At 34.9% G+C, this 25957-nt stretch carries 19 protein-coding genes and 3 tRNA genes; 6 read left to right on the forward strand and 16 right to left on the reverse strand.

Translation table 11 applies throughout. The features are described 5' to 3' along the window. Positions 1-61: 61 nt before the first annotated feature. Positions 62-1948 carry a molecular chaperone HtpG gene (gene htpG, locus ACFSTE_RS10105; protein WP_378258936.1) on the reverse strand — a complete coding sequence of 629 codons (1887 nt, stop codon included), beginning with the start codon at positions 1946-1948 and terminating at the stop codon, positions 62-64. A 331-nt stretch (positions 1949-2279) separates the two neighbouring features. On the opposite strand from htpG, the gene ACFSTE_RS10110 reads away from it, so the two are divergent. Next, complete coding sequence (locus ACFSTE_RS10110; RefSeq protein ID WP_176029173.1) at positions 2280-3287, forward strand: 3-oxoacyl-ACP synthase III family protein; 1008 nt, start codon at positions 2280-2282, stop codon at positions 3285-3287. A gap of 787 nt (positions 3288-4074) precedes the next feature. Here ACFSTE_RS10110 and ACFSTE_RS10115 read toward each other — a convergent pair. Further along, positions 4075-6432 carry a TonB-dependent receptor domain-containing protein gene (locus tag ACFSTE_RS10115; RefSeq protein WP_176029174.1) on the reverse strand — a complete coding sequence of 786 codons (2358 nt, stop codon included), beginning with the start codon at positions 6430-6432 and terminating at the stop codon, positions 4075-4077. Between the two features lie 578 nt (positions 6433-7010). On the opposite strand from ACFSTE_RS10115, the gene ACFSTE_RS10120 reads away from it, so the two are divergent. Next, on the forward strand, positions 7011-7373 hold the full coding sequence (locus ACFSTE_RS10120; RefSeq protein ID WP_176031105.1) for a CoA-binding protein: 363 nt from the start codon (positions 7011-7013) through the stop codon (positions 7371-7373). Here ACFSTE_RS10120 and ACFSTE_RS10125 read toward each other — a convergent pair. The 3 genes from ACFSTE_RS10125 to ACFSTE_RS10135 form a co-directional block, all read right to left on the reverse strand. After that, positions 7350-8861, reverse strand: a complete 1512-nt coding sequence (locus tag ACFSTE_RS10125) for a sodium:solute symporter (RefSeq protein ID WP_378256502.1) — start codon at positions 8859-8861, stop codon at positions 7350-7352. The genes ACFSTE_RS10120 and ACFSTE_RS10125 overlap by 24 nt on opposite strands. A gap of 111 nt (positions 8862-8972) precedes the next feature. Then, a complete protein-coding gene (locus ACFSTE_RS10130; protein ID WP_176029176.1) occupies positions 8973-9659 on the reverse strand; it encodes an ABC transporter ATP-binding protein in 687 nt (228 codons plus the stop codon). Between the two features lie 431 nt (positions 9660-10090). Next, on the reverse strand, positions 10091-10969 hold the full coding sequence (locus ACFSTE_RS10135) for an AraC family transcriptional regulator (protein ID WP_378256500.1): 879 nt from the start codon (positions 10967-10969) through the stop codon (positions 10091-10093). 105 nt (positions 10970-11074) lie between these two features. Here ACFSTE_RS10135 and ACFSTE_RS10140 point away from each other — a divergent pair, with 105 nt between their 5' ends. Both ACFSTE_RS10140 and ACFSTE_RS10145 read left to right on the forward strand, forming a co-directional pair. Next, entirely contained in the window at positions 11075-11800 is a 726-nt protein-coding gene (locus ACFSTE_RS10140) for a phytanoyl-CoA dioxygenase family protein (protein ID WP_176029178.1), read from the forward strand. 4 nt (positions 11801-11804) lie between these two features. Beyond that, positions 11805-12635 carry a sugar phosphate isomerase/epimerase family protein gene (locus ACFSTE_RS10145; protein WP_378256498.1) on the forward strand — a complete coding sequence of 277 codons (831 nt, stop codon included), beginning with the start codon at positions 11805-11807 and terminating at the stop codon, positions 12633-12635. A 7-nt stretch (positions 12636-12642) separates the two neighbouring features. On the opposite strand, the gene ACFSTE_RS10150 is transcribed toward ACFSTE_RS10145, so the two are convergent. The 5 genes from ACFSTE_RS10150 to ACFSTE_RS10170 all read right to left on the reverse strand — a co-directional run bounded on the left by ACFSTE_RS10150 (position 12643) and on the right by ACFSTE_RS10170 (position 16971). After that, positions 12643-13113 (reverse strand): YdeI/OmpD-associated family protein, encoded by a 471-nt coding sequence (locus ACFSTE_RS10150; protein ID WP_176029180.1) that lies wholly within the window; start codon positions 13111-13113, stop codon positions 12643-12645. A 136-nt stretch (positions 13114-13249) separates the two neighbouring features. Then, positions 13250-15679 (reverse strand): TonB-dependent siderophore receptor, encoded by a 2430-nt coding sequence (locus tag ACFSTE_RS10155; protein WP_378256494.1) that lies wholly within the window; start codon positions 15677-15679, stop codon positions 13250-13252. A 920-nt stretch (positions 15680-16599) separates the two neighbouring features. After that, a tRNA-Leu gene (locus ACFSTE_RS10160) sits at positions 16600-16683 on the reverse strand. A 63-nt stretch (positions 16684-16746) separates the two neighbouring features. Further along, a tRNA-Lys gene (locus ACFSTE_RS10165) sits at positions 16747-16819 on the reverse strand. A 79-nt stretch (positions 16820-16898) separates the two neighbouring features. Next, positions 16899-16971: transfer RNA gene (locus ACFSTE_RS10170), tRNA-Lys, on the reverse strand. 133 nt (positions 16972-17104) lie between these two features. On the opposite strand from ACFSTE_RS10170, the gene ACFSTE_RS10175 reads away from it, so the two are divergent. Next, positions 17105-17626 carry a shikimate kinase gene (locus ACFSTE_RS10175; RefSeq protein ID WP_378256492.1) on the forward strand — a complete coding sequence of 174 codons (522 nt, stop codon included), beginning with the start codon at positions 17105-17107 and terminating at the stop codon, positions 17624-17626. Here ACFSTE_RS10175 and ACFSTE_RS10180 read toward each other — a convergent pair. The 3 genes from ACFSTE_RS10180 to ACFSTE_RS10190 are packed head-to-tail and all read right to left on the reverse strand — an operon-like array spanning position 17613 to position 19141. Continuing rightward, positions 17613-18113: a phosphoribosyltransferase family protein gene (locus ACFSTE_RS10180; RefSeq protein ID WP_176029183.1), complete on the reverse strand. Its 501-nt coding sequence runs from the start codon at positions 18111-18113 to the stop codon at positions 17613-17615. The two genes, ACFSTE_RS10175 and ACFSTE_RS10180, sit on opposite strands and share 14 nt — an antisense overlap. Positions 18114-18161: 48 nt before the next feature. Then, complete coding sequence (locus ACFSTE_RS10185; RefSeq protein ID WP_176029184.1) at positions 18162-18749, reverse strand: methyltransferase domain-containing protein; 588 nt, start codon at positions 18747-18749, stop codon at positions 18162-18164. After that, complete coding sequence (locus ACFSTE_RS10190) at positions 18740-19141, reverse strand: RNA-binding S4 domain-containing protein (RefSeq protein WP_176029185.1); 402 nt, start codon at positions 19139-19141, stop codon at positions 18740-18742. Before ACFSTE_RS10190 ends, ACFSTE_RS10185 begins: the two co-directional genes overlap by 10 nt. A gap of 88 nt (positions 19142-19229) precedes the next feature. Here ACFSTE_RS10190 and ACFSTE_RS10195 point away from each other — a divergent pair, with 88 nt between their 5' ends. Further along, the gene (locus tag ACFSTE_RS10195; protein WP_176029186.1) at positions 19230-20201 is read left to right on the forward strand and encodes an FKBP-type peptidyl-prolyl cis-trans isomerase; all 972 of its coding nucleotides are present in this window, start codon (positions 19230-19232) and stop codon (positions 20199-20201) included. 13 nt (positions 20202-20214) lie between these two features. Here the strand turns inward: ACFSTE_RS10195 and ACFSTE_RS10200 are convergent, their stop codons facing one another. From ACFSTE_RS10200 to ACFSTE_RS10210, 3 genes are all read right to left on the reverse strand, one after another. Next, positions 20215-20616 (reverse strand): DUF1801 domain-containing protein, encoded by a 402-nt coding sequence (locus ACFSTE_RS10200; RefSeq protein WP_378256488.1) that lies wholly within the window; start codon positions 20614-20616, stop codon positions 20215-20217. A 215-nt stretch (positions 20617-20831) separates the two neighbouring features. Continuing rightward, on the reverse strand, positions 20832-23696 hold the full coding sequence (locus tag ACFSTE_RS10205; protein WP_378256486.1) for a M16 family metallopeptidase: 2865 nt from the start codon (positions 23694-23696) through the stop codon (positions 20832-20834). Positions 23697-23763: 67 nt separating this feature from the next. Next, positions 23764-25938: a M3 family metallopeptidase gene (locus ACFSTE_RS10210; protein WP_378258933.1), complete on the reverse strand. Its 2175-nt coding sequence runs from the start codon at positions 25936-25938 to the stop codon at positions 23764-23766. Between the last annotated feature and the right edge of the window lie 19 nt (positions 25939-25957).

The following is a 25957-nucleotide window of genomic DNA, read 5'->3' on the forward strand; positions in this document are numbered from 1 at the left end:
AAAGCATAAAAAAACCACCTTGTTTATTAAGGTGGTTTAAAAAAGTTAGTACAAATAAAGATTATTTGATCATATCAAAGCTTCTTTTTATAAACTCTGTTAATTCTTCTCCTTTTAATAAATTCTGAGAAAGTTTAGCAAGGTCTAGCGACTGCTTGATTAAACGTTCTTTCTTTTTATCTGTTTTGGTATTAAAGATTTCTCCGACTAGATCATGGTTTGTATTGACAACCAGGTTGTACATTTCTGGCATATTACCAAACATGTTCATTCCACCACCACCGGTTTGCTGCATTTCTTTCATACGCCTCATAAATTCCGGCTGAGTAATCATAAAAGGAGAAGCATTGCTGTCCATTGCCTCTAATTGTACGGTGTATTTATCAGATGGAATAACTTTTTCTAAATCTCCTTTTAGTGTTTCTTTTTCTTCATCTGTGAGTTTAGAAATAGTTTCCTCATCTTTCTTGATCAGATTGTTAATATGATCAGCATCTACACGTACAAAAGTGACATTCTCTTTGCTGGTTTCCAGTTTTTGTATCAGGTGTGATACAATTGGAGAGTCTAATAAAAGAACTTCGTATCCTTTTTCCTTAGCGGTGTTTATATAAGCGTGTTGCTCGTCTTTATTAGAGGCATAAAGGATTACTAATTTGTCATCTTTATCTGTCTGGTTGTCTTTTATCTTTTCTCGTAGTTCTTCAAATGTAAAATAGGTGTCGTCTACAGTTGGATATAATGCAAACTTGTCTGCTTTTTCAAAAAACTTATCTTCAGACAACATTCCATATTCTATCACTACTTTTATATCATTCCATTTTTGCTGGAAATCTTCTCTGTCGTTTTTGAATAAAGAATTTAGTTTGTCGGCCACCTTACGGGTGATATAGCTGGATATTTTCTTTACAGCTCCATCTGCCTGAAGGTAAGAACGAGAAACATTTAATGGGATATCAGGAGAATCAATAACTCCTCTTAGCATTGTAAGGAATTCAGGAACAATTCCTTCTACATTATCCGTTACAAATACTTGGTTTTGGTATAATTGAATACGATCCTTCTGCATATTCATATCCTGTCCCAGTTTAGGGAAATACAAGATACCTGTAAGATTAAAAGGGTAATCAACATTTAAGTGAATGTTAAAAAGAGGTTCTTCGAATTGCATTGGATACAATTCTCTGTAAAAACCTTTATAATCTTCTTCTTTTAATTCACTAGGCTGTTTGGTCCAGGCTGGATTTGGATTGTTGATGATGTTGTCAACTTCTTGCGTCGGAGCTGGATCTTCTTCTTTTGCCCCTTCTGGTTTAGGCAATGTTTCTGTTTTTGTTCCAAATTTGATAGGAACAGGCATAAACTTATTGTACTTAACCAGTAATTCACTGATTTTAGAATCTTCTAAAAATTCAGTTTCTTCTTCATTGATATGTAGTATAATCTCTGTTCCTCTTTCTGATTTGGAATGTGATTCCAATGTGTAAGAGGGAGAACCATCACACGTCCAATGAGCTGCGGGTTCATCTTTATATGACTTGGTGATAATCTCTACTTTATCTGCAACCATAAAAGCAGAATAAAAACCAAGACCAAAATGACCTATTATCCCGGAATCTTTCGCACTATCTTTATATTTTTCCAAGAATTCTTCAGCTCCCGAAAAAGCAACCTGATTGATATATTTTTCAACCTCTTCAGCGGTCATTCCAAGCCCCTGATCTATGATATGAAGCTGTTTTTTATCCTTGTCAATTTTTATTTCGATTATAGGATTTCCATATTCTATTTTAGCTTCACCAATATTGGTTAGGTGTTTAAGTTTTAATGTTGCATCAGTTGCATTTGAGATTAATTCTCTTAAGAAGATCTCATGATCAGAATACAAGAACTTTTTAATTAAAGGAAAAATATTCTCTACAGATACATTAATATTCCCTGTTGCCATTTTATACGGTTTTATATTATTGTCAATTTCTATTTGAAACTCTTTTACGACAAAAAAAATACCATTACTGATTTGCTGCCAAACTGACATCTGATTTTTGTAATTGCGACAGTTTTACATTTTTTTAAGAGGAGGTATAGGGAGTGGTTTTTAAAAAACAGAAGAGAAAATAGCTAATGATTTGTAAATCTTTCAGTTGCTATGCGTGCATATAAAATACATTCTCTTTTTTTTATCAAACTAGTAAGAATATCTATATTGTGATGTCATTTTTTGCAAATGATGTAAGAATTGCCAGTAGTTTTTAGAAAAATAATACTTAAGAAAATATATGTATACTTCAAGAATATCAGGATTAGGAAGCTATGTTCCGGAAAATATTGTAACCAATGATGATTTATCTCAATTAATGGATACGAATGACGAGTGGATTCAGGAGCGCACAGGGATAAAAGAAAGACGTCATATTAAAAAAGGGGATGGTAATAGTACGGCTAAGATGGGGGTTAAAGCTGCGAAGATTGCTTTGGAACGGGCGAAACTAACACCAGGGGATATTGATATGATTATTTTTGCAACCTTAAGTCCTGATATGTATTTTCCAGGGGGAGGAGTGCAGGTTCAGGAGATGATGGGGATGAAAACAATTCCAGCATTGGATATTCGTAATCAGTGTAGTGGTTTTGTTTATGCTATTTCTGTTGGGGATCAATTTATAAAGACCGGAATGTATAAAAACATCCTTATTATTGGTAGTGAAAATCATAGTGGTGGACTGGATATGACCACTAGAGGTCGGTCTGTTTCGGTTATTTTTGGAGATGGAGCAGGTGCGGCTGTTCTAACAAGAAGTGAAGATGCAGGGAGAGGAGTGTTATCGACACACTTGCATAGTGAAGGAGCACATGCCAAAGAGTTATCGCTGATCGGTCCCAGTACAGAAAGATGGGTACCTGAATTGATAGAAGAAAACCCGCAAGAGGAAATCCCATATTATCCTTATATGAATGGACAATTTGTGTTTAAAAATGCAGTAGTTCGTTTTTCAGAGGTGATTAATGAAGGGTTGCAAGCAAATAACTTATCTAGTTCTGATATTGATATGTTAATTCCTCATCAAGCTAACTTGAGGATTTCTCAATTTGTGCAGAAAAAGTTTCAGTTGTCGGATGATCAGGTCTACAATAATATTCAGAAATATGGTAATACAACTGCTGCTTCTATCCCGATTGCTCTGACAGAAGCCTGGGAAGAAGGAAAGATAAAAGAAGGAGACACAGTGGTACTGGCGGCATTTGGTAGTGGATTTACATGGGGAAGTGCTATTATAAAATGGTAGAATAAAAAAACAAGACTAGAATAGAAATGATAAATCGCGATGCAATTAAGCATCGCGATTTTTATATATAGGTTCCAGATTATTCATTATTAATAAACGGTTAATTCAAATAAATCGTAACCTGAAGTTGTATAGTAGACGTATAAAAACGCAAAACATTACAAGTAATTTTATTTTTTTTGTTAAAAAAAAATAGGTTCTCAAAAGGGTGGTTGATAGCGAGTGTTTTAGGTAAAGGGAAAGTATCTTCTTTCGGTCCGGCGAAGCCCTTTTTTAAAGGCTTCGCATATTTTTATCCATAAGAATAATTCTAAAGGCTAATTCAGAATTTATACAACAAACAATTCATTTATATATACGATGCCCAGGATCAGATGTTGCAAAAAAAGCAGAATTTAATTGAATTTTTTTGAAAAAAAATTGATGTAGGTAAACAGCGAGGTATTCTGAATGATATAATAGAATTATAGACTAAAAAAAAGAAGCCCCAAATAGGGGCTTCTCGTATGTCTTTATCTTTTGAAAAGTATATTTTCTCTAAAGGCTAATTCAGAAACAATAACTAATATTTTTACAGATAAAGACTATATAATATTATTGAAAAACTATTTTTTGACTTAGAACTAAGAGAGGAATTTTATACAATTGTATAAATATACCTTCTTGTCTTTAATTCAGATTAATATCTATCCAAAGAATATACTTTGTCTAACAAAATGTAAGGAACTTTGGATAAAGACGGATGAAAATGCGAAGTGTTACAAAAGTACATCACTTTTTTGAAAAATTATAATAATCCTCCTCCTGATTTTTCATTGTCATCTCTACGTTTTCTAGATACTTTTCTGTTTTTACCACCTCCAAATCGATACGACATTCCGACAAAGATTGTTTGTGTTTCAGCTTTAAAAGCTCCGTTTTGTCGATAAGGGTCTTCTCCTTCAAATCTGAATCTCATGGTGTTAAATACATCGTTGTAATTGAAACTAAGAGTTCCTTTTCCTTTCATAATATTATATCTGGCTCCTGCATTTACAAAGTAAAAAGGTTTTGTTTTAAATTGTATTCCCTCCTGATCTCCGCGATAAAAACCAAATAATTGAAATGTTAAATCTTTTGATACCTTGAAATTATTATTCATTCTGATACTATATATGGCTGCATCTACTTCTTTTTGTTTTCCATCAACGATTCCTTTTTGGGTTTGGCTATACAAATCGAAGCTGGCATTAAAGTTCCACCATTTTGCAGGTCTATAGTTTGAGGATAATTCTATACCATAGGCGCTGTTATTGTCAAAATTAGCAAATGTTAGAATTTGTCCATCTTCTACTTCAGGGTTTTTTATTAATGTTTGACTAATTTCATCATTTACTAATCTGTAGAATACTCCTCCTGTGATGGAACCTTTATTGAGTCTTCTTGTGTAATTTGCTTCAATGGAATTCGTGAATTGAGGATCTAATGAAGGGTTTCCTAAAGAAGTAATTCTTGGAGTGCTCCATTCTCGAATTGGGTTTACTTGATTTAACCCTGGTCTGTCCACACGTCTGCTATAGCTGATTTGATAACTGTTTTTTTCTCCCGGAGTATAGGAAATAAAAGCAGAAGGGTATACCGTAATATAATCATCTTCGAATACTTTATTCTCATTGAGAGTTGCTTCTACCTCATAGCTCTCTACACGAGCCCCAATCTGATACGCCCATTTCTCGAATGTGCTGCCATACGTAGCATATAAGAAATGAATATTTCTGTCATACTCATATTTGGAGCTTGGAAAAAAAGTAGAAGCGTATTGGTTATCCGTTCTTCTTATTCTCGCTTCGTATCCTAACTCTAGTTTTGTTGTTTCAGATAAAGGGTTGACATAATCCAGATTGATTGTAGTATTTTGTCGGTCATTATCAATAGTATCTACATACCCCCCTCTATTGTTAAAACTAAAGGCGTCATTCGATTCTCCTTCATAATCATTATAATCTATTTCTAATTCGATATTATGTCCTTCTTTTTCAAAATCGTGTTTGAAATCCAGGTTATAACTAGCACTTGTATTATCTCCATTATTTCGTAGGATTTGAGCAATATTGTTTTCTGGAGCAGACAAGAAGTTAATTTCTGTATCTACATTCGTTTTTCCATCATATATATTTTGATTTGTATATACGGATAAGGTGTTTTTATCATTGATGTAATAATCAACTCCTACTTTAAGCAAGTGAGACTTGTTGTTATCATTAATTAAAAAATCTTGTCGTGTGTTGTCATTTTCCTTGTAAACAAACCCGTAATTCTTACTCTTGGATGCATTTGCTCCATAACTACCATATACGTTGATTTTACCAGATCGATAATTCAAATCAATGTTACTGTTAAAACGGGCATTTTTTCGAACTTTTAATCCCATATTAATATTCCCGTTAAAACCAATATTACTGTTTTTGTGTAGAACGATATTGATAATTCCACTCATTCCCTCGGGATTGTATTTTGCCGATGGGTTAGTGATTAGCTCTATTTTTTTGATAGAAGATGATGGAATCTGTTTTAATAATTGAGAAGCACTTATATTGGTTGGCTTCCCATCAATAAGAATTCGTACATTTTCATTTCCTCTAAGAGCGATATTACCATCCTGATCTACATTGACAGATGGAATGTTATTCATTATTTCTGCAGCACTTCCTCCTGTCGTGGTTAGATCTTTCCCTACATTGATTACTTTTCTATCTATTTTTTGCTCAATAGTAGTTCGTTCTGCTACAATAGTAACATCATCCAGAGATTCTACCTGCTCTTTTAACAGAATCGTTCCAAGGTTGAGGTGACTGTTTTGTTTTGTAATTTGTATCTCCTGAGTATAGGTAGTGTAGCCAATAAATTGTACTTGTAGTGTGTATGTACCTTTTGGGATATCTGCTATAACGAAGGTTCCTCCTTCAGTTGTAATACCTCCACTGATTATTTTTTTTGAACTATCGTTTACTACAATAGTAGCGTAGGGGATAGGTTGTTTTAAATTACTATCGATTACTGTTCCTTTTACAGTTCCTAATATTGCTTCGTTTTTAGGTTGGGCAAAAACTACCAGACTAAAAAGAGAAAACAAAAACAGGAAAACATTTTGATTGATTGCTTTCATTTGTTCGTGTATTTTGATTGATGTTTTGTTATGCATTGTACTATGTATTGCATAATGCAAATTCATAGCTTTTTAGAAATGTTGATCAGACATTTATATAGGATATGACGATTATGCGTAAAGTCCGTTACATCAAAACCCCTTTTTTTAACATTTTTTTTAAGGTTAAAAAAGTAAGTTATTGGTAATTAGTGATTTGTGTGTTTTTGGTGATAAGTTGTATGCAAAAAGAAAAACCGCCTCTGCAGAGGCGGTTTTGTATAATAATCAAATCGAAACACTAACCATCAACTATGAATATAATTTGATTATTAAGTAACTAACTAACTAAATCTATGAAAAATCATATCTTATACCATATAAGACGAGATTACCTTTCTTACGTTACATAGATATTTGTTTTTTAACATATAAGAAGTTTTTTTAACATTTGAGAGGTGTAATTCCTCATTTTATAGATGAAATGCTGGATTATTGTAAGGATGAGAATAGATTAACGACCATTATGTTGCTTTGTATTTAGAAGATAAATTCTTGTAGAATAAAGAGAGATTAACAATAGCAACAAATCATTTTTAATTATGAAAAAAACACTTGTTTTAGGAGCTTCGTTAAAAGAAGACAGGTACTCTAATCGCGCCATTAAAAAATTAATAAATTACAATCATCATACAGTAGCCTTAGGAGCAAGAGAAGGAACTGTAGCTGGGGTGTCTATAGAAACGGATAAACTTCCTTTTGATGCAGTTGATACCGTTACAATGTATCTAAATCCGGAAAATCAGAAGGCGTATTATGATTATATTTTAGAACTTTCGCCTAAACGAGTGTTATTTAATCCGGGAACTGAAAATCCAGAATTTTACGAAAAATTAAAAAATGCAAATATTGCTATAGAAGAGGCTTGTACTTTGGTGTTACTTTCTACGGATCAGTATTAAAACTGAGGACGCTAATAGTCCAATAAAAGTAATCGCTCCATTAATTATTAATATTTCAAAACCAAATTGATAATAGGTGCTGGAAGCAACTTCAGCGGCTTCATTCCAGGTGCTTTTTGTAGAGAGGTAAACAAAAATCTGAAAAGAGAAGTTTATTACTATAGATAATAATACAGAAAAAATACATATAAAAGGAACCTGTCTGTCAGAAACTTTTAATGTTGTGAAAAGCCCAAATGCATATAGACCGAGTAAAGGACCGTATGTGAAACCAGCAAATTTGAAGAGTTTAGCAATTACACTTTCATCAGCTATGGCATATTTGAATATAATTATTACCAGGATGAGCAGTATGGAAAACAGAATATGAATTAATTTTCTGACGTTAACTTGTCGATCCGGAGCTATCCTTTTCTTTATGTCTATAATATCAATACTAAAGGAGGTGGTTAGGGAGGTGAGGGCACTATCAGCACTACTATATGCGGCAGCGATTAATCCAAGGACAAAGAATATGGCGATTCCTATTCCTAGATCACTTTGTGTAGCGATATATGGAAAGAGCTTATCGCGTTGTGCTTCTATTCCATTTTGAGAAGCATATTGTGTAAGTAATAGCCCTAAAGCCAGAAAAACGAAATTGACAAAAGTTAAAACGATTGTAAACCAAAACATGTTTTTTTGTGCATCTTTTAGGCTTCTGCAGGTCAGGTTTTTTTGCATCATGTCCTGATCCAAACCTGTCATAACGATTGCTATGAATGCACCTGATAGGAATTGTTTCCAGAAATATTTACTGTCTTTTATGTCTTCAAAAAAGAATATTTTGGAATTCGGATCATCCATTACATACGCAAGAATATTTGTTCCGTTTATCCCTAGATCTTGAGATACGTAATAAATAGCAACTCCAAGAGCTATAAGCATAAATAGTGTCTGTAAGGTGTCTGTCCATACAATTGTTTTTATTCCGGATTTGAAAGTATATAACCAAATAAGAAGAATGGTAATAATAACTGTAACCCAAAATGGTATATGGAGACTGTCAAAAATGATAGTCTGTAATACATTTGCCACCAGGAATAATCTGAAGCTAGCGCCTATGACTCTGGAAATAAGGAAGAAAGAAGCGCCTGTTTTGTATGCGTATAGCCCAAAACGAGTCTCCAGATAGGTATATATCGAAGTGAGATTCAGTCTATAGTAAAGAGGAAGTAATACAGTTCCAATTACTAGGTACCCCAGTGTGTATCCCAGGACCATCTGCATGTAACTGAATTGAGATGCTTCTACCCAGCCAGGAACAGAAATAAAAGTAACCCCACTAAGAGAGGCTCCGATCATACCAAAGGCAACTATGTACCATGGAGATTGTTTGTTCGCATTAAAAAATGTATCGTTTTCCGAGTTTTTTCCCGTAAAATGAGAAATGATTAATAGTACTATAAAGTAGGAAGCTATTAAGATAATAATGTGAGTGGGTTGCATACAATTTCGTTAATGGAACAAAAAATTATGTACCAAAATACAAATTAATATCTACTAGTATGTATAAATGCTATAAATGATTATTGATGTAGATGGGAGGGGGGTAGAATGTTATTTTTGATGAATATCGCTTTCTATGATACCATCTCGAAGGCGAATTACCCGATGCGCATGTTCAGCGATGTCTTCTTCATGAGTAACAAGGATTACTGTATTCCCTGCAGCATGAATATCATCAAATAGCTGCATGATTTCTACAGAGGTTTTGGAGTCAAGATTTCCAGTAGGTTCATCTGCTAAGATAATAGAAGGCTTATTGACCAGTGCTCTTCCAACAGCGACCCGTTGTCGTTGCCCTCCTGATAACTGATTCGGCTTGTGATCCATTCGATCTGCTAATCCTACATCGGTTAATACTTCTCCTGCTCTTTCTGCTCTTTCCTTTTTAGAAGCTCCTGCATATACCATAGGTAAGGCAACATTATCAAGCGCTGTAGTACGAGGAAGAAGATTGAAGGTTTGAAATACAAAACCTATTTCTTTATTCCGGATGTCAGCCAGTTCATTATCTGTCATTTTACTGACATCATTACCATTTAGCTCATATGTTCCATCGGTAGGAGTATCCAGACAACCAAGGATATTCATAAGGGTGGATTTTCCGGACCCAGAAGGTCCCATAATAGCAATGTATTCTCCATGTTTAATATCTAAATCAATTCCTTTTAATACATGAACAGTCTCTTGTCCAAGTTTAAAATCTCGTATGATTCCTCTGATTTGTATAACATTGCTCATAATTCAAGAACTATTATTTTTTACATTGAGTTAGATAAGAGTACTTCTATCTTTTTACATAGGACGCATTGTCGATAAAGTTGTTACAAATATGTTTTATAAAAATATGGGAATTCTGTTTTTTTTTGAAAAAAAGAGGAGTGTTGGGAATGGTATATAAATTTTTAAAAAACAAAAAACCATTCACCTAAATAAGAAATTAATCTTTAAAAAAGGTGAATGGCTTAACAATCCACATTCTATTTTTTGAGACTTGTGATCTGTGTTTTTCAGATCGGTAAATCGCATAGCTAAAATAGGCTAGAAAGAAGGGAAAAAGAAATAGTTTAGAATTATTTAACGCCTCTGTTTATCTGACCTAAGAGTAGTTTTTCTTTAATCTTTTGATTTTCTATCTACTGTGTGTTTTTATAGAAAATGTTAATGTTTTGTTAGCTGTTTCTTTTAGGGAATAACTTGTGCGAAAGAAGAAAGGATTTGGGAGTGATTCCTGTGAATTTTTTAAAGGAAGTAGCAAAATATTGGGAGCTGTTATATCCTAAGTCAAAAGCAACTTGAGTGACTGATTTTTTTTGAGACAAAAGGATTTTTGCTTTCTCTATTTTTATTCTGTTAATGTATTCTTTGGGGGTAATACCTGTATTTTTTCTAAACCAGGGTTTAAAATATCCGGTAGATACATGAATAAGACTAGCTAGTTCATCTACATAAATAATACGATGAAGATTGTCCATGATGTATTGATTAATGATCTCCAGACGTTCTGATGATGTTTCCTGAGTTGGGGTTTGCGCAAGATTTAATGTTTCTAGAAGTACATGAATCAATAAGTGGTTTATTTTTAATGCTGTTAGTGAGGAGGTAGGATTTTGTAGTTCGGTCATTAACTCCTCTAGTGAGGTTTTAAGGGAATGAGCTCCTTTAAAAATTATATCTGAATTTTTAGTGAGTTGGCTCAAAAGAGAGTTTGTTTGATGAGAGGGAAGGTTGCAGAGCAATCCTTCTTGTTCGTTAAGAGAGACCTGTAGCCAAAATAATTCACCTTTATCTTCTGGATAGGTGCCAGTACTGTGTTGTGTATTAGGAGAAATGATGATAATGTCATTCCCTTTTAATTGAAATAACTCGTTTTTGATGCGATAGAATTGTTGCCCTTTTAGAAAGAAGCATAATTCAATACTATCCTCATGAATGTGATTTTCCAGTTTGGGTTTAGCTTCTGTGTATTTGTAATGCCCGAATTGCAGAAAGCGATTGAATCCAAGTTTGTTTAGGTTGATAACGGTTCTTTCTGCTTTGTTGTTAGGCATATGATAAGTTTGTATAAAAAAGTAATGTAGTACAAATTTAGAAGACTTTAAAGCAGATACTTGTGAAATTTGTTTTTAGAATGTATAAATAAATTTTGGTGTGTTATGAAAAATAGATTTTTGACCTATGGTTTTTCCCATTTAGATGCATTAATATCTATAGATGAGGTGTATGAACTAAGAAGTACGTATAATGAGTTGTTGCTTGATAAAAAAAGGACGGCAGGGTTACGAAGTGATTTGTCAGGAGGAAAAGGAGTAGAAGAGGTAGAGCGAATTACGCAAATAATGAGACCAAGTAGTATCGAAGCATCTTTGTCTCAAAGTATCGCTTATCAGAGAGCTTTATTATGGGCAAAGGAGCTGTTAGGAGAAGATATGGAACTGGATTTTGATATGATGATAAACAAAGCTCCTTATACAGATACAGAAACCCCATGGCATCAGGATGCAGCGTATTGGATAGATATGCCGGATAAGCGTGCGGTAAGTTGCTGGATAGCTTTGGATGATGTGTATGAGGATAATGGTTGTATGTGGTTTAACCCTGTGGGACCAGATGAAGGTGTGTTGACACATAAAGCTTTGCCTAATGGAGGAGCTTTGTATTGTGATGCGGAAACAAATTTAGCACAGAGTATTCCTTTGAACCCGGGTGGATGCACGTTCCATAATGGTTTTGTACTTCATTATAGTAAGGGAAATGTAACGCCGAATCAAAGAAGGGCATTGATCCTTAATTTTAGACCAGCGGACATGATCGCCCTGGAAAGAAAACAAGGAGTAGATCATACAGGAAAAAGAGCATTTAGAAATAAACAGGGAAACTAAACGAATGGAGATTAAATTTATTTATCCTAGATGGGGGAGTGGAGATGTAAATTGGACTGAATTTTTTAAAAAAGTAAAAGAGGCAGGGTATGATGGCGTTGAGATAGACCTGCCATTGCGAGGAATCGAGAAATATGATGTCCTGAATCGATTAAAAGATTACGAGTTAGAGTTTGTAGGACAGCATTGGGAGACTAAAGATGTGAAGTTTTCTGATCACAAAGAGAATTTTAAAAGACATTTGTATAACTTAGTGGAAGCAGAACCTTTATTTGTTAATTCTCATACAGGAATGGATTTCTTTTCTTTTTCGCAAAATGGAGAATTACTGTTGTTAGCCGAAGAAATTGAAGATGAAACAGGGGTTCGAATTACTCATGAGACACATCGGTCGAGGTTTTGTTTCGCAGCTCATATAGGAGCGCTGTTTCTAAAAGAATTTCCTTTTCTGAAACTGACAGCAGATTTTTCGCATTGGTGTTGTGTAGCAGAATCTCTTTTAGAAAATCAGAAGGTTTCTGTAGAAAAAGCTATAGATCATAGCTTTCATATTCATGCTAGAGTAGGTTCGTCTCAGAGTCCACAAATCATAGATCCGAGAGATGAACTTTATAAAGAAGAGTTTACTGTATTTATGGGGTGGTGGAATAAGATAATAGATAAGGCATTATCCAGAAAAGATGATTATATAACAATTACTCCAGAGTATGGTCCTTTTCCGTATACATTATATGCTCCTAATACTACACAGGCTTTAGGGAATCAATGGGAGATTAATGAATTTATCCGAAAGGAAATTATGCTAAAGAGAAAACAAGTTCTTGGTAGTGTTTGATGTGGTTTTAGTGACAAGCTAATTCATCCATCATTTGTAAAATACGGGCTGCTTTTGTTTCGTCTTTTTTTGCAGAATAAATCCAATCTAGATAAGACTTTTTAGTTCCTTCTTTTAGGGATAAAAACTTTTGATAAATATCGTTAGATTCGTTTTGTAAACATTGTGTAATCTCATCAGGGATTAGAAGTGTCGTAGTATCTTTGAATAAACGTATTCTAACATAGTCACCGGCGGATTTATTTATTTTTTTTCGTATTACAGCTTTAACAGGGAGGAATAATGTGGTGTCTCCCATAGGCATTAATTTATGGTGTTGTAATTGATAATCGTCAATAGTGCCTTTTACTATAACCCACCCAAATGGAGTTGTTTTGTCAGGTTTTATTTCTGGTAAATGTGCGTAAGTCCATCCTCCTTTTCCTGGGAATTTCTGCAATAAATAGGTGTTGTCTACTAATGGGATTTCGTTATTCATCCTTGTTTTGAATTGAAATTCTACACTAAAAATAAAGGTTCTTTTTCTAAGAAATAGTAAATGAAATAAAAAAAACACCATGATGTCATGGTGTTTTCTTCATTATAAACTAGATAGTGCTCACTATGTGAGTGTGTTAGAATCTGTATGTTAAAATTGTGCTTATAGTAGCTGGGTTGATTCGGTTGATAAAAGCGGTTCTGTAAGCGTTAAATCCGGTTTCATTAAAAACATTGTCAACTAAGAAGTCGATGTTAAAATGTTCATTGATCCTGTAAGAAGCTTGTATGTTAACGGTTGTGTATGCTTCTAAGTCAAACGGTTTTACTCCAGGTTCAACTCCGGCATGAGTATAGCTTCGAGACCATACATTATGAGGGCGTTCTCCTAAGTAGTATGCTCCGACTCCTAATGATAATCCTTCAAGTTTATTTTCAAAACTATAACGTGCCCATGCATTAGCAGTATGTTCAGGGGTGTTTAATGGTCTGGAGTTAAAGTAATATGCCTGGTGATCTTTGTATTTGGCATCTAGATATGAATATCCGGCGATAAGTTGTAGGTTGGGAAGTACACGACCTATTAGTTCTACTTCTACTCCTTGTCTTACATCTTCTCCTCCTTGCTGATAGTATCCTAATCCATTACCTGCATCGTCAACAACCTGTAAGTTTAGGTTTTTGTTTTGTGCTAGGAATAGGGTAACATTAAATCGCAATGCTTCTTCCAGCCATGTAGATTTGATTCCTGATTCGAATTGATCCCAACGTTCGGTACCTAATTCTTCTCCATTATTATCTGTGTAGAATGAGGTTCTTGGGTCAGAGCTGCTGGCATAAGAACCAAATACTGTGATGTTTTCTGTTGGTTTTACATTAAAACCAACTAATGGGTTTAGTGCGTCATCTGTTTTGGAGCCACTTAACTGGCGTCCGATAAAGTTACCCCGGGTTCGTTCCATGGATGTATATCGCAATCCTAAAAATACGTCTAACCAATCAGTTACTCCTACTTTATCTTGAATGACAAAACCATATGATTTAAACTGAGATCCAGAGCCTCTGTCGGGATTAGCAGCAACAAGAACCCCTTGTGGTAACTCATTTGGGATTTTTGTAAAAACATCAATGATATCTACATAAGACCTGTCTCCCGGGTATGTTACATTATATGGAGTGCTGTTGAACTCGGAAGTTCTGTGGTCTACACCAATCTGGAAAGTATGTGATAAGAATCCGGTTTTAATATTTTTTCCGACTACATCAATTTGAAGTACGCTATTGTTATCGGCTCTTTCATCAGCATAATACGTTCTATATCGTTGATTAGAATCCAGGGCAGGTAATTGTTGTCTGGTACCTGTTGTAAGGTATGAGCTTTCTGTGTAAAGATCCAGTTCCGAGGAAAAATAACCAGCTTTCAAATCAATTTTATCAGTCAGTTTTCTGTCAAAACGGATTGCGTAAGTTGTGTTTTTTGTGTTTTGCCTGTCTGAAGCAAATCCTACAAATTGGTCGTTAGGTAATTTGTAGATGTTATTGGTGTCGTAACCTCCTAAGTTGATTGTTCCCTGATCAGGAGTTCTTCCATCTGTCAGATAATCCATTTCTACAATTATAGTTGTTTTGTCATCTGGTTTCCATGCCAGAGATGGATTGATGTATAAGCGTTCAGAGTTAACCCGTGTTCTGTAGCTATCTGCTCTGTCATAGGCCCCATTGATTCTAAAAGCAATGTTTTGTTTTTCGTTTAGGGGACCATAGAAGTCAAAAGCTGGTCGGACTCTGCCAAAACTTCCTGTTCTAAAACTGATTTCTCCTCCTTCGTGGAATTTAGGAGTTTTTGTAGCAATATTAATTACCCCTCCAGCAGATCCGAGGTCGGTTCCTAGTCCTTGACTAATTGCAGAAATTCCTTTCAAAATTTGGATGTTGTCAACTCCAGCCATATCTGTTAAGACTCCCACTCCTCTGAAGTCAGAATTGATTCTAACCCCGTTTTTTAGAATAGGAATTCCTCTAAAACCTCTTAGTGACATACTTTCTTTAGTATTACCATAGGTGGCAAAAGTGTATACCCCGGCTACGTTTTTTGTTACATCGCTTATGGTTAATGCTCCTTGTTGTTCGATAAGTTTGTGAGAAAGTACAGATATACTTTGTAGTTGTTCATTAGGAGCCAATGGTAATCTTGTTAGTGCTTCTATTTTTTCTGCTCTTTTATAGCGATCGCCAAAGACTTCTACTTCGTCTAACAAGGCGTCTTCTGATAATGTAATGGTGATGTTTGTTACAGTATTCGCTGTTACAGAAATTGCTTGTCGTGCGGTTTTATAGCCAATAGAACTTACTATAATAGTATATTCAGAAGCCGGAACATTGTTTATAGAAAAAACTCCGGATACATTAGCTTCTGCTCCAGCACCAGCTTCTTTTAGCTGTATAGTGGCAAAGGGAATGGGTTCGTTGTTCTCGTTAGTAATTAACCCTTCGATACTTCCTGTCTCTTGGGCATAAATAAAGGGGGTACTGCATAAAACAAGAAATGCAAATAGTACTTTTTTCATCTTATTTAAATTTAGACTTATTTTAAATTACGACAAAAGTACTTACTATTTATGGTTTGTTTGGATTAAATACTGTTAATGTTTAACAGTAATTTACAGCTAGCTTAACAGTATCTTTATATGGAGTTGGTTTAGAGTGTGCTAAAAAAAATCACACCCCGTAAAGAGGTGTGATTTCATTAAATACTACTACAACCCAATAAGATATTATTCAACAGAATAATGACCCTATTTATTTTTAATATTTTAAAAACGTCTGGTTCGAATTACAAATTCTAAAAAAAAAACTATACTATATCGATTTAATAAAAACCATTGCGTTTAATCAAGGTGAAGTTGGAAATGGTTTCGTAGAGTAGGAGTACTACTGTTTTTGATATTGAGAAAATATTGATTGTAAGAAAAGTATAATTGGTTTCATAGAGTAAGTAGAACTAGTGTTTGTTATTTTTTATGATTTTGTTGGTTAATTGTTTGATTCAAATTTAATTAGCGATTTTCATACACAGGGAAGTTTCTTGTTTATTAACTTTATTTTAGTAAATAGAGTGTTTTTATTTGTAAAAATTAACAGCTACTGGTTGGGTTGGGTTTGTTAGGTAAATTGTTGTTATTATAGTGTGTTTGACCTACGTTTCTTGTTAAGAAAAAAAGAATGCGAAAAATGAAGAAAAACTAATTAAATGTTAAAAGGAATAAATAAAAAAGCATTTTTCTTTATGTCTTAAGATCAAAAAAATAGGATATTTTCATGGATAGTAAAAATCGTGTTTTGTTTGTGATAAAGGGAAGGTGAACATTTGAAAAGAGGAAGATCTTCGGATGTTTCATTTGTTACAATATCAAATACGTTAACTGTTTGGTATTGTAAATATAGTGTTTGAAGAAAAATGAAAGTCAGATAATTGAAATGTATTTAGTGCCCAGAATGGGAGTCGAACCCATACGCCCTAATGGACACATGGCCCTCAACCATGCCTGTCTACCAGTTCCAGCACCTGGGCAGAATATCATTTTATTGAATATAGATAGTAATTATAGAATTACAATAGAATAATGATATGTTGTGACCGGGCTGGGGCTCGAACCCAGGACCCTCTCCTTAAAAGGGAGATGCTCTACCAACTGAGCTACCCGGTCATTTGATTAGATGTTGTCATCTAAATACAAAAAAAAATATTTTACTGAACTTAGTAAGATATGTTGTAATATCTTGTTGTGACCGGGCTGGGGCTCGAACCCAGGACCCTCTCCTTAAAAGGGAGATGCTCTACCAACTGAGCTACCCGGTCATTCATTCTGTTCCTTGAATGCGGGTGCAAATATACTATCATTAATTTATTTTTCAAGAAAAAAATGACATAAATTTGAAAATATTTTTAAATCGTACTTTTCTAAGTAGAAAATAAGGCTAAAAATTATAGTATGAATATAGTGTTAATCGGTTATATGGGGAGTGGTAAGTCATTGGTAAGTAGGTGTCTGTCGGAAACTATCGGTAGTGAGTATTTGGATCTAGATGATTATATAGAGGCAGAGGAAAAAAAAACAATAAAAAATATTTTTGAGGAGAAAGGAGAGGTGTATTTTCGAAAAAAAGAACATTTTTATTTAAAAAAGGTACTAGGTACCTTCGAAAATACGGTTATTTCTCTGGGAGGGGGAACGCCTTGTTTTTCCGGAAATATTGAAATCATAAACAAATTAGCAGAAGGTCGTAGTATTTATCTTCAGACAGGAGTTGATGAATTGGTGGAACGGTTGTTTGGTGAAAAGAATAAACGCCCTCTGATAGCTCATCTGGATACCAAAGAGGCGTTACAAGATTTTATTAGAAAACATCTTTTCGAGCGCTCGTTTTATTATAATCAGGCAGCTTATAAGATTATTACAGATAAGAAGGCGCTGAATGATATTGTAGCAGAAATTCAGGCTATTTTAAAATAGCAATGTCATTGTCTCCCAAAGTAACTTCTACATGCTCGTGTAAGGATGTTGAGAGAGAGATTCCTTTAAAATCTGCTTTTATCGGGTATTTCTTATGATTTCTATTTACCAAAACAGCAGTTTTAAATTTAGATAGTGGTACATCCAAAAAATGCTTTACTCCGTATATCAATGCTGTTCCTGAATTTAATACATCGTCAGCAAGGACGACAGATTTATTTTTGTATGCTTCAGAGGATAGAGAGGTTACTACAGTATTCTGAGGAGATATTTTATCCATAGTAACCTCGCATAAGGTCACTTTGATATCAGATATTTCTTCCAGAACCTTTTTTAGTTTTTGAGCAAAAATAAACCCATTAACTTTGATTCCAGCAAGTATAATTTCTGTTTCATAGACGTTTGTCTCATATATTTGATATGCGATACGTCTTATTTTGTGCTGAATTTGTTCATGAGTAAGAATGATATTGCTTTCCGATTGCATGCTGAAAAAAATTAAATACTGTGAGCTACAAATATACTTTATAGATTGCTATTCCTTATAGTTTGTAAAGATAAAAAAGAGCTCGTTATTCTTTCTCGGAAGGATAGAATTATAACAAGGAGCTAATGTTTTTATTGTCAGGTGTTTTGAAAATAAAGCCTTGTATTCATTAATGTTTCCCCCAAAAGGAGGTCCGGGCTGATCAAAGTGTCTGGAAAAAAGAACCCCGATGATTTTTCCAGTAGGAGTAAGTAGTTTACTGACTTGTTGGGCGTAGTTTTCTCTTAATTTGGGGTCAAGTGCACAGAAAAAAGTTTGTTCAATAAGTAAGTCGAATTTTCCCTTTAGATTAAAGAAATTATCACAGATTAAATGTGTGTCAGGAAATTCTGGAACTCTAGATTTGAAATTAGAAAGTGCTTCTTCAGAAAAATCGAGTAAATAAGTATTTCTAAAACCATTTTTATAAAGAAACTCGGCTTCATACCCATTACCACCTCCGGGAATAAGAATTGTTAGTGCTTTATTTTGTAGCTGTTCAAAATATTGAGTGATAGGAGGAGAAGGCTGCCCGATATCCCAACCTGTCAATTTATTTTGATACCTATTGTTCCAGTATTCTTGATCTAATCCCATTCCTGATTATTTGTGTTTTCTTCTTTAGGGTCTTCCATCCAATCATCAATATCTCTTCGGTCTTTTTTAGTCGGTCTTCCGGTTCCTTTTTTGCGATAATAATCTTTCGAGTATTTTAATAAGTCTAATTTTTGCAACGATTCTTCTGGAGTAACGTCTTTACGATATATATCGACAAGTTTGGCTCCGAGTCTGCTGTCGGGAGTGTCCAAAACGATTAGTTCATAATTGATTTGGTTTTTTCTTACGGATATTTTATCCATAGGATACACTTCCCGGGAAGGTTTTATAAGGTCTCCGTTAACTCTGACTTTACCTTCTTTACATGCTTTTGTGGCGATACTGCGTGTTTTGAAGTATCGAATACACCATAAGTATTTATCAACTCGCATAAATTTGTTTTAAAATGCGTTTTATATCAAATAATTGTCAAGCAAAAGTACAAGAAAATTGTATCTTGCGCCTTCAAAAAGTAATCAGATGAATCTAAAGAAATATGTTTTTGTAGCTTCACTTGCTATGTGTGGTTTGTATTCGTGTAAAAAAGATGATGATGGAGGAGTCACCATTCAACCACCACGAGATAGAGGAGAACAACAGATAGAAGATGATAAGTTAATACAAGAATATCTGAAAACTCATTTTTTGGTGAATCCTATAGATGAGAATAATAAAGAGGTTCTTTTTGATACGATTCAGGGAGTCAATAGTGAAAAAGAATCGTTATACGCTTCTAAGAACCTAATTAAAAAGACGATTAAAAGATTTGATGTAGAATATACGTTGTATATTCTTAGTTATAATGAAGGTGTTGGAGAACGAGGAAAAGCAACTTTTGCAGATTCTACATTTATTGATTATAAAGGAGAGCTGTTTTATAAAAAAGACATAGCGCCTGATGATCCTACAGGAAGGATATTTGATAGTACAGCAACCCCTTTGTGGTTTGATCTTCCTGGTGTTGTAGAAGGGTTTAGAGAAGCGGCTGTAGACTTTAAAGGAGCTTCTGGTTTTGTAGAAAATCAAGATGGAACAGTAACTTATAATAATGATTTTGGGCATTATACGGTGTTTATTCCTTCGGGCTTAGCGTATTTTTCAGAATCGAGAACAGGAATACCTGTATATTCCCCTATCATGTTTACAGTACAGTTATATGATGTAAATCAAGCAGATCATGATGCAGACGGAATTCCTTCTTTCTTAGAGGATTTAGATAAGGATCGATTGTTAGCTTCCGATCTTGACGATAATACAGATGGAGATCGTGCTTTTGACTATTTAGATAATGATGATGATAATGATGGGGTATTAACAAAGAATGAAATTACCGTAGAAGATAAGAATGGAGATGGTAAGATTAGTGAGGATGAAATTACGTACTATGATGATGACGGAGATGGAGTGAAGAATCATCTTGATTTTGACGATCGGGAAGAAAAAAATAAATAATACTAAGAAGGCTTCAATAGGGAAGCCTTTTTTTATAAGAAAAACTATTGTGATAAGATACGGTGATGAGCTGTTGTAAAATAGCTATGTTGATATCACTTATTTGCTTGATGTATAAGCAGTGTTTTCCTCTCTTGTGCTTTCCTAAATCAGAAAGTAAACCTGGGTAGTTGTGTAATCCAGAAAGAATATAAATCCGAATATAAGGGGAGTGATAAGAAAAACCAGTTTTGAATTGAGAGATCTCCGAACCATCTTTGTGGTTATATGTAGTGACTCCAAATCCAATTATATGATGTTCCCATAATTTTGGGGGATCTTCAGTGATAAATTCCATTAAGGAAAGTAATGTATTACAGTCTTCAATTCTGTCTTTGTCTTGTATACCTTGTATATACTGAGAAATAGATGTCATTGGGTATGCTATGAATATTAAACATGTAATGCTATAAAAGTTGGTATTTATAGTAAACTGCAAAAAAGGAGTATTTCGTATAAGAAATGGTTATTTTCTTAGAGGTGTGTGTAAGTGTTGAAGTCTGCCAGAAGAGAAATTAGTTAATAGTAAGGGGGGTGACGAATAAAAAAAGGTGCTATGTCAGCACCTTTTTTATTGTTAGAAATTTATTTCTATTTCTTTGGAGTTTTGTTAAGCAAGACAGGTGTCCCTAAACCAAGTTTTTCCAATGGCTTTAATTGTGTTTTGGCATCTCCTACTATCAGGTAGAGCATTTTATCGCCATTTAGGTAGGTGTTTGCTAATAGTTTTATATCTTCTACTGTGATATTTTGTACAATCTGTTCTCTCTTCTTTACATAATCGTAAGGGAAATTATATAAGCTGATATTAGTAAGCATCTCTAATTTATCCGTGAGCGTTTCAAATGCTCTGGCATTACTCTTTGTTAAGAAGCTTTTAGTGATATTAAGATCTTCTGTACTATATTTATTACCATAGCTATTCATAATTTCTCGGATTAATTTACTGGACTCATAAGTTACATTAGATCGTACTCCACTGGTAATGGTAAAAGGACCTGGGATTGTACTGCCAGAGAATTGAGAAAATATTCCATAAGTATATCCTTTGCCTTCTCTTAATTGCTGAGTTAATTCTGAAGCAAACCCCCCTCCTCCGAAACGGTAATTCATGATAGTAGCAGGGAAGTAGTCCTTATCAGTTTGTGCCAGTGCAGGAGCACCAAATCTCAATACCGATTGCTTGGCTCCAGGAATATCATAGAAATAGATAGCAGGTTTTTCTATTTTTTTAGGAGCCTTGATTTCAGGGAATATAACCTCTTTAGGTTTCCACTGTTTATTTAGGTCAACCATAGAAGAATTTACCTGTGCTTTAGAAATATCTCCTACTACATGAAGTGTAGTGATCGAAGGAGAGATGTTTTTTTGATAATACGTTTTTAGATCTTCCATTGTTATCAAAGAAACGGATTCCTCAGTTCCCAGATTGTTAAAAGATAAGATATGATTTTCTCCATAAATTAACTTTGCATATTGATTGGCGGCAACACTTCGGGGAATCGCTTTGAACTGTTGAATGTCGCTCAATGTACTTTGTTTAATCAGTGATAATTCTTTTTCGTCCCATCTGGGTTCCAGAATAATTTCCTGAATAAGTTTCATAGTCTTTGTGTAATTCCGGGATAAGGTACTTCCACTAATGACTATTGCTTCATCTCTAGCATATATATTGATATTGGCGCCAAGGCTTTCGATGGCATTTTCTAATGCTTCAGGTGTTTTGTTTTTTGTCCCTTTGCTGAGAAGTTCAGCAAGAAGATTAGAGACTCCGGTTTTTGTTTTGTCTTCTAATAGAAGCCCTCCTTTTATATTCATATAAAAAGCAACCAATGGAACCTCTGAGGTTTCTATTCCGTATACCTTTAATCCAGATGTTAGGTTATCTTCCCATACCTGAGGAACAATAATTTCGGGAGTAGCTCCATATGGGGGTTCTATAGATCGGTCAAATGAAGATGGCGTTTTTTCATAAGAAGCAGTAAGGGTAGGGTCAAAAGCATCTTCTGCTCCTGCAATTATTTTTTCTTCTGTAACTGCTGCAAGTTTGGAGTCTTTTAAGGCTAAATTACGTTGTCTCAGAGGTACAAAACTGGTAGCAATATGAGGTTTGTTTTTTATGTATTGATTATAAACCCTTATGACATCTTCTGTTGTGACAGCTAAAATGTTTTTAATATCTTTATTGATAAACCCAGGATCTTTAGCAAAGATTTGGTATTGTGCTAATTGAAAACCTTTCCCCAGAACACTAGACAGTCTATTGTAAAAGGTGGTTTCCTGACCAGCTTTAATTCTGTTGAGACTCTCCTCTGAGATACCTTCTTTCTCAAAAAGAAGAAATGCTTCCGTAATGGCATCATTCACCTGATTCAGGTTTATATTGTTAAAACCTCTGACAGATACAGAATACTGCCCGGCTAATTCAGAAGTTTCATTATACATGTTGACCGCGGAGGTGAGCTGTTTTTGTTCGACGAGAATTTTGTAAAAAGGAGCTTTTTTCCCCTCAGACAGGTAAGTGGCCAGTACCCGAAGGGGATAAGCATCTGGATGATATTGAGGTACAGATGGCCAGGTTAGGCCTAACTGTGGTAATTTAGCGAAGTTGTCCTCGTAATATAACCTTTTAGTAGCTGTTAATGTAACAGGACGTTTTTCTAAGGGAGCGATATCTTCACCTCTTTTAATCTCATCGAAATATTTATGAACCCATTCTTTTGCTTGTTTACTATCAAAATCTCCAGCAATTGTCAGGGTAACATTATTAGGAGTATACCATTTGTTATAAAAATCTTTTACATCTTGTAGGGTGGCGTTTTGCAGGTCTTCTAGAGAACCGATTACCTGCCAGTTGTACGGATGCCCTTCTGGATATAGGTATTTGTCAATCACGTATGATTCGTGACCGTAAGGGCGGTTGTCAACGTTTTGGCGTTTTTCATTTTTTACTACTTGTTTTTCCTTAGCCAGAACAGGCTCTGTAACTGTATTGATAAAATATCCAAGCTTATCCGCTTCTGCCCAGATCATTTTTTCCAATGCATCTTTGGGGACAGTTTGGTAATAATTGGTGCGATCTCTGCTGGTGGATCCATTGGCTCCTGATCCTCCAATTCGAGCGCTCATTTGATCAAGTCCTCCTTTTCCCAGGTTTTCAGACTCCAAAAACAGAAGATGTTCAAAGAGATGAGCGAAACCAGTTCTCCCTTTTTTCTCCCGTGCAGAGCCTACATGAGCGGTTAATGCTACTGCCACAACAGGATCAGATCGATCAATGTGGAATATTACCTGAAGCCCGTTATCCAAAGAAAAAGTTTCGTAGTCTATATTGAAATCTTTGGAGGTGGATTCTTCACTGGTGGGAGTTTTTTTTTCTTCAGAAATCTCCTTTTTACAACTTGTTGTGATGGTTGTAAAGATAAGAGCAATCAGTAAATAACGAGTTGTTTTCATGATTGAGAAATTTTATGATTTTTTAAAAAGGATACTCCCTTTTTTTGTTGAAAAGGGAGTGTTGAAATTATTTTTTAGGGATAGGAAATCCGCGGTCTTTCATCAATGCTTCAATAGTTGCGTCTCTTCCTCGGAATTGTTTATAAGCTTCTGCGGGGTCCACCGCATTTCTCGGAGAAAATAGATGTGTAACGAGTTTAGAAGCTAGTTCTTTATCGTAGAAACCTCCAGGTGCTTCTCCAAATGCTTCTGCAGCATCAGAAGTAAGAACATCAGCCCACATATAACCATAATACGCTGTAGCGTACCCTTCTCCAGAAAATACATGCCCGAAGTGAGGTGTTCTGTGACGCATTACCAATTCCTTAGGCATTTTTAATTCTTTTAGTGTCTCTTTTTCAAAAGTAGTAATGTCGATATTTGAAGGATCTGCCAGATGAAGTTTCATATCCATTAAAGCAGAAGCGAGATATTCCGTTGTCGCAAATCCTTGATTAAAGGTTGCGGCTTTCTTTATTTTGTTTACTAAATGTCCAGGAATAGGTTCTCCGGTTTTGTGATGAACAAGGAATTTGTTGATAACGTTGTCGGTAGATAGCCATCGTTCCAAAAGTTGAGATTGGAATTCAGTATAGTCTCTTACTCCGCTGTTTAGTGTAGGGTACTTTACATTAGAGGAAAAGAAGTGTAATGCATGCCCAAATTCATGGAAGAAAGTAGTAGCATCATCCCAGGATACTAATACAGGTTCTCCAGGAGCAGGTTTTACGAAATTGGAATTATTAGAAGCAAGTACTGTTTTTTTTCCATCAAAGGTAGTATGACTTCTATAGGTTGTCGCCCAGGCTCCTGATCTTTTCCCTGGTCTGGCAAAAGGGTCTAAATACCAAAGACCAATATGTGCTTTGGTAGATCGGTCCGTAACATCCCATACTTTGACATCTTCATGGAATACAGGAACACTCCCTTCTGGCACAGGAGTGAAATCATAATTGAATAGTTCTCCTGCTACATAAAATAATGCCTGTGTTAGTTTATTGAGTTGTAGATATTGTTTTACTTCGTCAGAATCCAAGTCGTATTTCTTTTTTCGAACCTTTTCTGCATAATATCGGTAATCCCAAGGGGCTATTTTTAAATTATCTCCATTGGTGTCAGCAACATTTTGCATATCGTGTACTTCTTCTTTTACTCTGGCAATAGCAGCAGGCCAGACGGCATTCATTAATTCCATGGCATTTTCCGGCGTTTTTGCCATTCGGTTTTGCAATCGCCATGCAGCATAATTATCAAACCCTAGTAATTGAACCCGTTCTTTTCTCAATGTTAGGATTTTTTTGATAATCTCTTTGTTATCGAATGTATCGCCATTATCTCCTCTGGAGTAATAGTTTTTCCATACTTTTTCTCGGATTTCTCTTTCGGTAGAATACGTAAGAAAAGGAGACATCGAAGACCGAGTATTAGTTATAGCGTATGCTCCTTCTTTTCCGTTGTCACTGGCAATTTTTGCAGCAGCCTTAATCATACTCTCAGAAAGTCCCCCTAACTGATCTTTCGATAAGTAGGTGATATAATTTTCTTCATCTGCTAATACATTATTAGAGAAGGTAGTGTATAGGGAAGAAAGTTCCTTATTAATGGCGGCGTATCTCGCTTTTTTATCATTGTTCAATTCTGCTCCATTCATTGCAAAATTGGTGTATATTAATTGAAGAAGACGCTGTTTATCTGCTTCTAAAGGTTTTTTTTGAGCTTCCTCAAACACTGTTTTTATTCGTTCAAATAAGAGACTGTTTTGAGAAATTTTAGAATAAAAATCAGAAAGCTCAGGAGCGAGTTTTCCTTGGATTTCTCTAAACTCAGGAGAGGAAAGGTTACTGCTTAAGATACTGTAATATGTCTGTACTCGATTTAATTCAGATCCTGCTTTTTCATATGGAATAATGGTGTTCTCGAAAGAAGGAAGTTCTTTGTTAGAAGTGATAATATCTATTTCTTCTAGTTGAGACTTCATTCCCTGTCGCATTGCCGGGATGATATCAGCAAGTTTCATTTTGTCAAACGCAGGAATTCCTCCGTAAGGTCCTTCCCATTCTTGTAGCAAGATATTGTTACTTGTTTTAGTAGTATCTGATTTCACAGGTTCTTCTTTTTTAGTCGTTTCCTGGCATCCTATTGCTAACAGCAGAAAGCATAAGCAAAAGGACTTGAGAAATTGAGTTGTTTTTTTTTGATGCATGGGTTGTAGATTGATGTAA

The sequence above is a fragment of the Aquimarina hainanensis genome (assembly GCF_042684685.1).
Classification (GTDB): Bacteria; Bacteroidota; Bacteroidia; order Flavobacteriales; family Flavobacteriaceae; genus Aquimarina; species Aquimarina hainanensis.

What these genes read in the sequence shown, in the direction of transcription:
- htpG (WP_378258936.1), bottom strand. Translation starts at nt 1,948, where the DNA reads ATGGCAACAGGGAATATTAATGTATCTGTAGAGAATATTTTTCCTTTA.
- ACFSTE_RS10110 (WP_176029173.1), top strand. Translation starts at nt 2,280, where the DNA reads ATGTATACTTCAAGAATATCAGGATTAGGAAGCTATGTTCCGGAAAAT.
- ACFSTE_RS10115 (WP_176029174.1), bottom strand. Translation starts at nt 6,432, where the DNA reads ATGAAAGCAATCAATCAAAATGTTTTCCTGTTTTTGTTTTCTCTTTTT.
- ACFSTE_RS10125 (WP_378256502.1), bottom strand. Translation starts at nt 8,861, where the DNA reads ATGCAACCCACTCACATTATTATCTTAATAGCTTCCTACTTTATAGTA.
- ACFSTE_RS10130 (WP_176029176.1), bottom strand. Translation starts at nt 9,659, where the DNA reads ATGAGCAATGTTATACAAATCAGAGGAATCATACGAGATTTTAAACTT.
- ACFSTE_RS10135 (WP_378256500.1), bottom strand. Translation starts at nt 10,969, where the DNA reads ATGCCTAACAACAAAGCAGAAAGAACCGTTATCAACCTAAACAAACTT.
- ACFSTE_RS10140 (WP_176029178.1), top strand. Translation starts at nt 11,075, where the DNA reads ATGAAAAATAGATTTTTGACCTATGGTTTTTCCCATTTAGATGCATTA.
- ACFSTE_RS10145 (WP_378256498.1), top strand. Translation starts at nt 11,805, where the DNA reads ATGGAGATTAAATTTATTTATCCTAGATGGGGGAGTGGAGATGTAAAT.
- ACFSTE_RS10150 (WP_176029180.1), bottom strand. Translation starts at nt 13,113, where the DNA reads ATGAATAACGAAATCCCATTAGTAGACAACACCTATTTATTGCAGAAA.
- ACFSTE_RS10155 (WP_378256494.1), bottom strand. Translation starts at nt 15,679, where the DNA reads ATGAAAAAAGTACTATTTGCATTTCTTGTTTTATGCAGTACCCCCTTT.
- ACFSTE_RS10175 (WP_378256492.1), top strand. Translation starts at nt 17,105, where the DNA reads ATGAATATAGTGTTAATCGGTTATATGGGGAGTGGTAAGTCATTGGTA.
- ACFSTE_RS10180 (WP_176029183.1), bottom strand. Translation starts at nt 18,113, where the DNA reads ATGCAATCGGAAAGCAATATCATTCTTACTCATGAACAAATTCAGCAC.
- ACFSTE_RS10185 (WP_176029184.1), bottom strand. Translation starts at nt 18,749, where the DNA reads ATGGGATTAGATCAAGAATACTGGAACAATAGGTATCAAAATAAATTG.
- ACFSTE_RS10190 (WP_176029185.1), bottom strand. Translation starts at nt 19,141, where the DNA reads ATGCGAGTTGATAAATACTTATGGTGTATTCGATACTTCAAAACACGC.
- ACFSTE_RS10195 (WP_176029186.1), top strand. Translation starts at nt 19,230, where the DNA reads ATGAATCTAAAGAAATATGTTTTTGTAGCTTCACTTGCTATGTGTGGT.
- ACFSTE_RS10200 (WP_378256488.1), bottom strand. Translation starts at nt 20,616, where the DNA reads ATGACATCTATTTCTCAGTATATACAAGGTATACAAGACAAAGACAGA.
- ACFSTE_RS10205 (WP_378256486.1), bottom strand. Translation starts at nt 23,696, where the DNA reads ATGAAAACAACTCGTTATTTACTGATTGCTCTTATCTTTACAACCATC.
- ACFSTE_RS10210 (WP_378258933.1), bottom strand. Translation starts at nt 25,938, where the DNA reads ATGCATCAAAAAAAAACAACTCAATTTCTCAAGTCCTTTTGCTTATGC.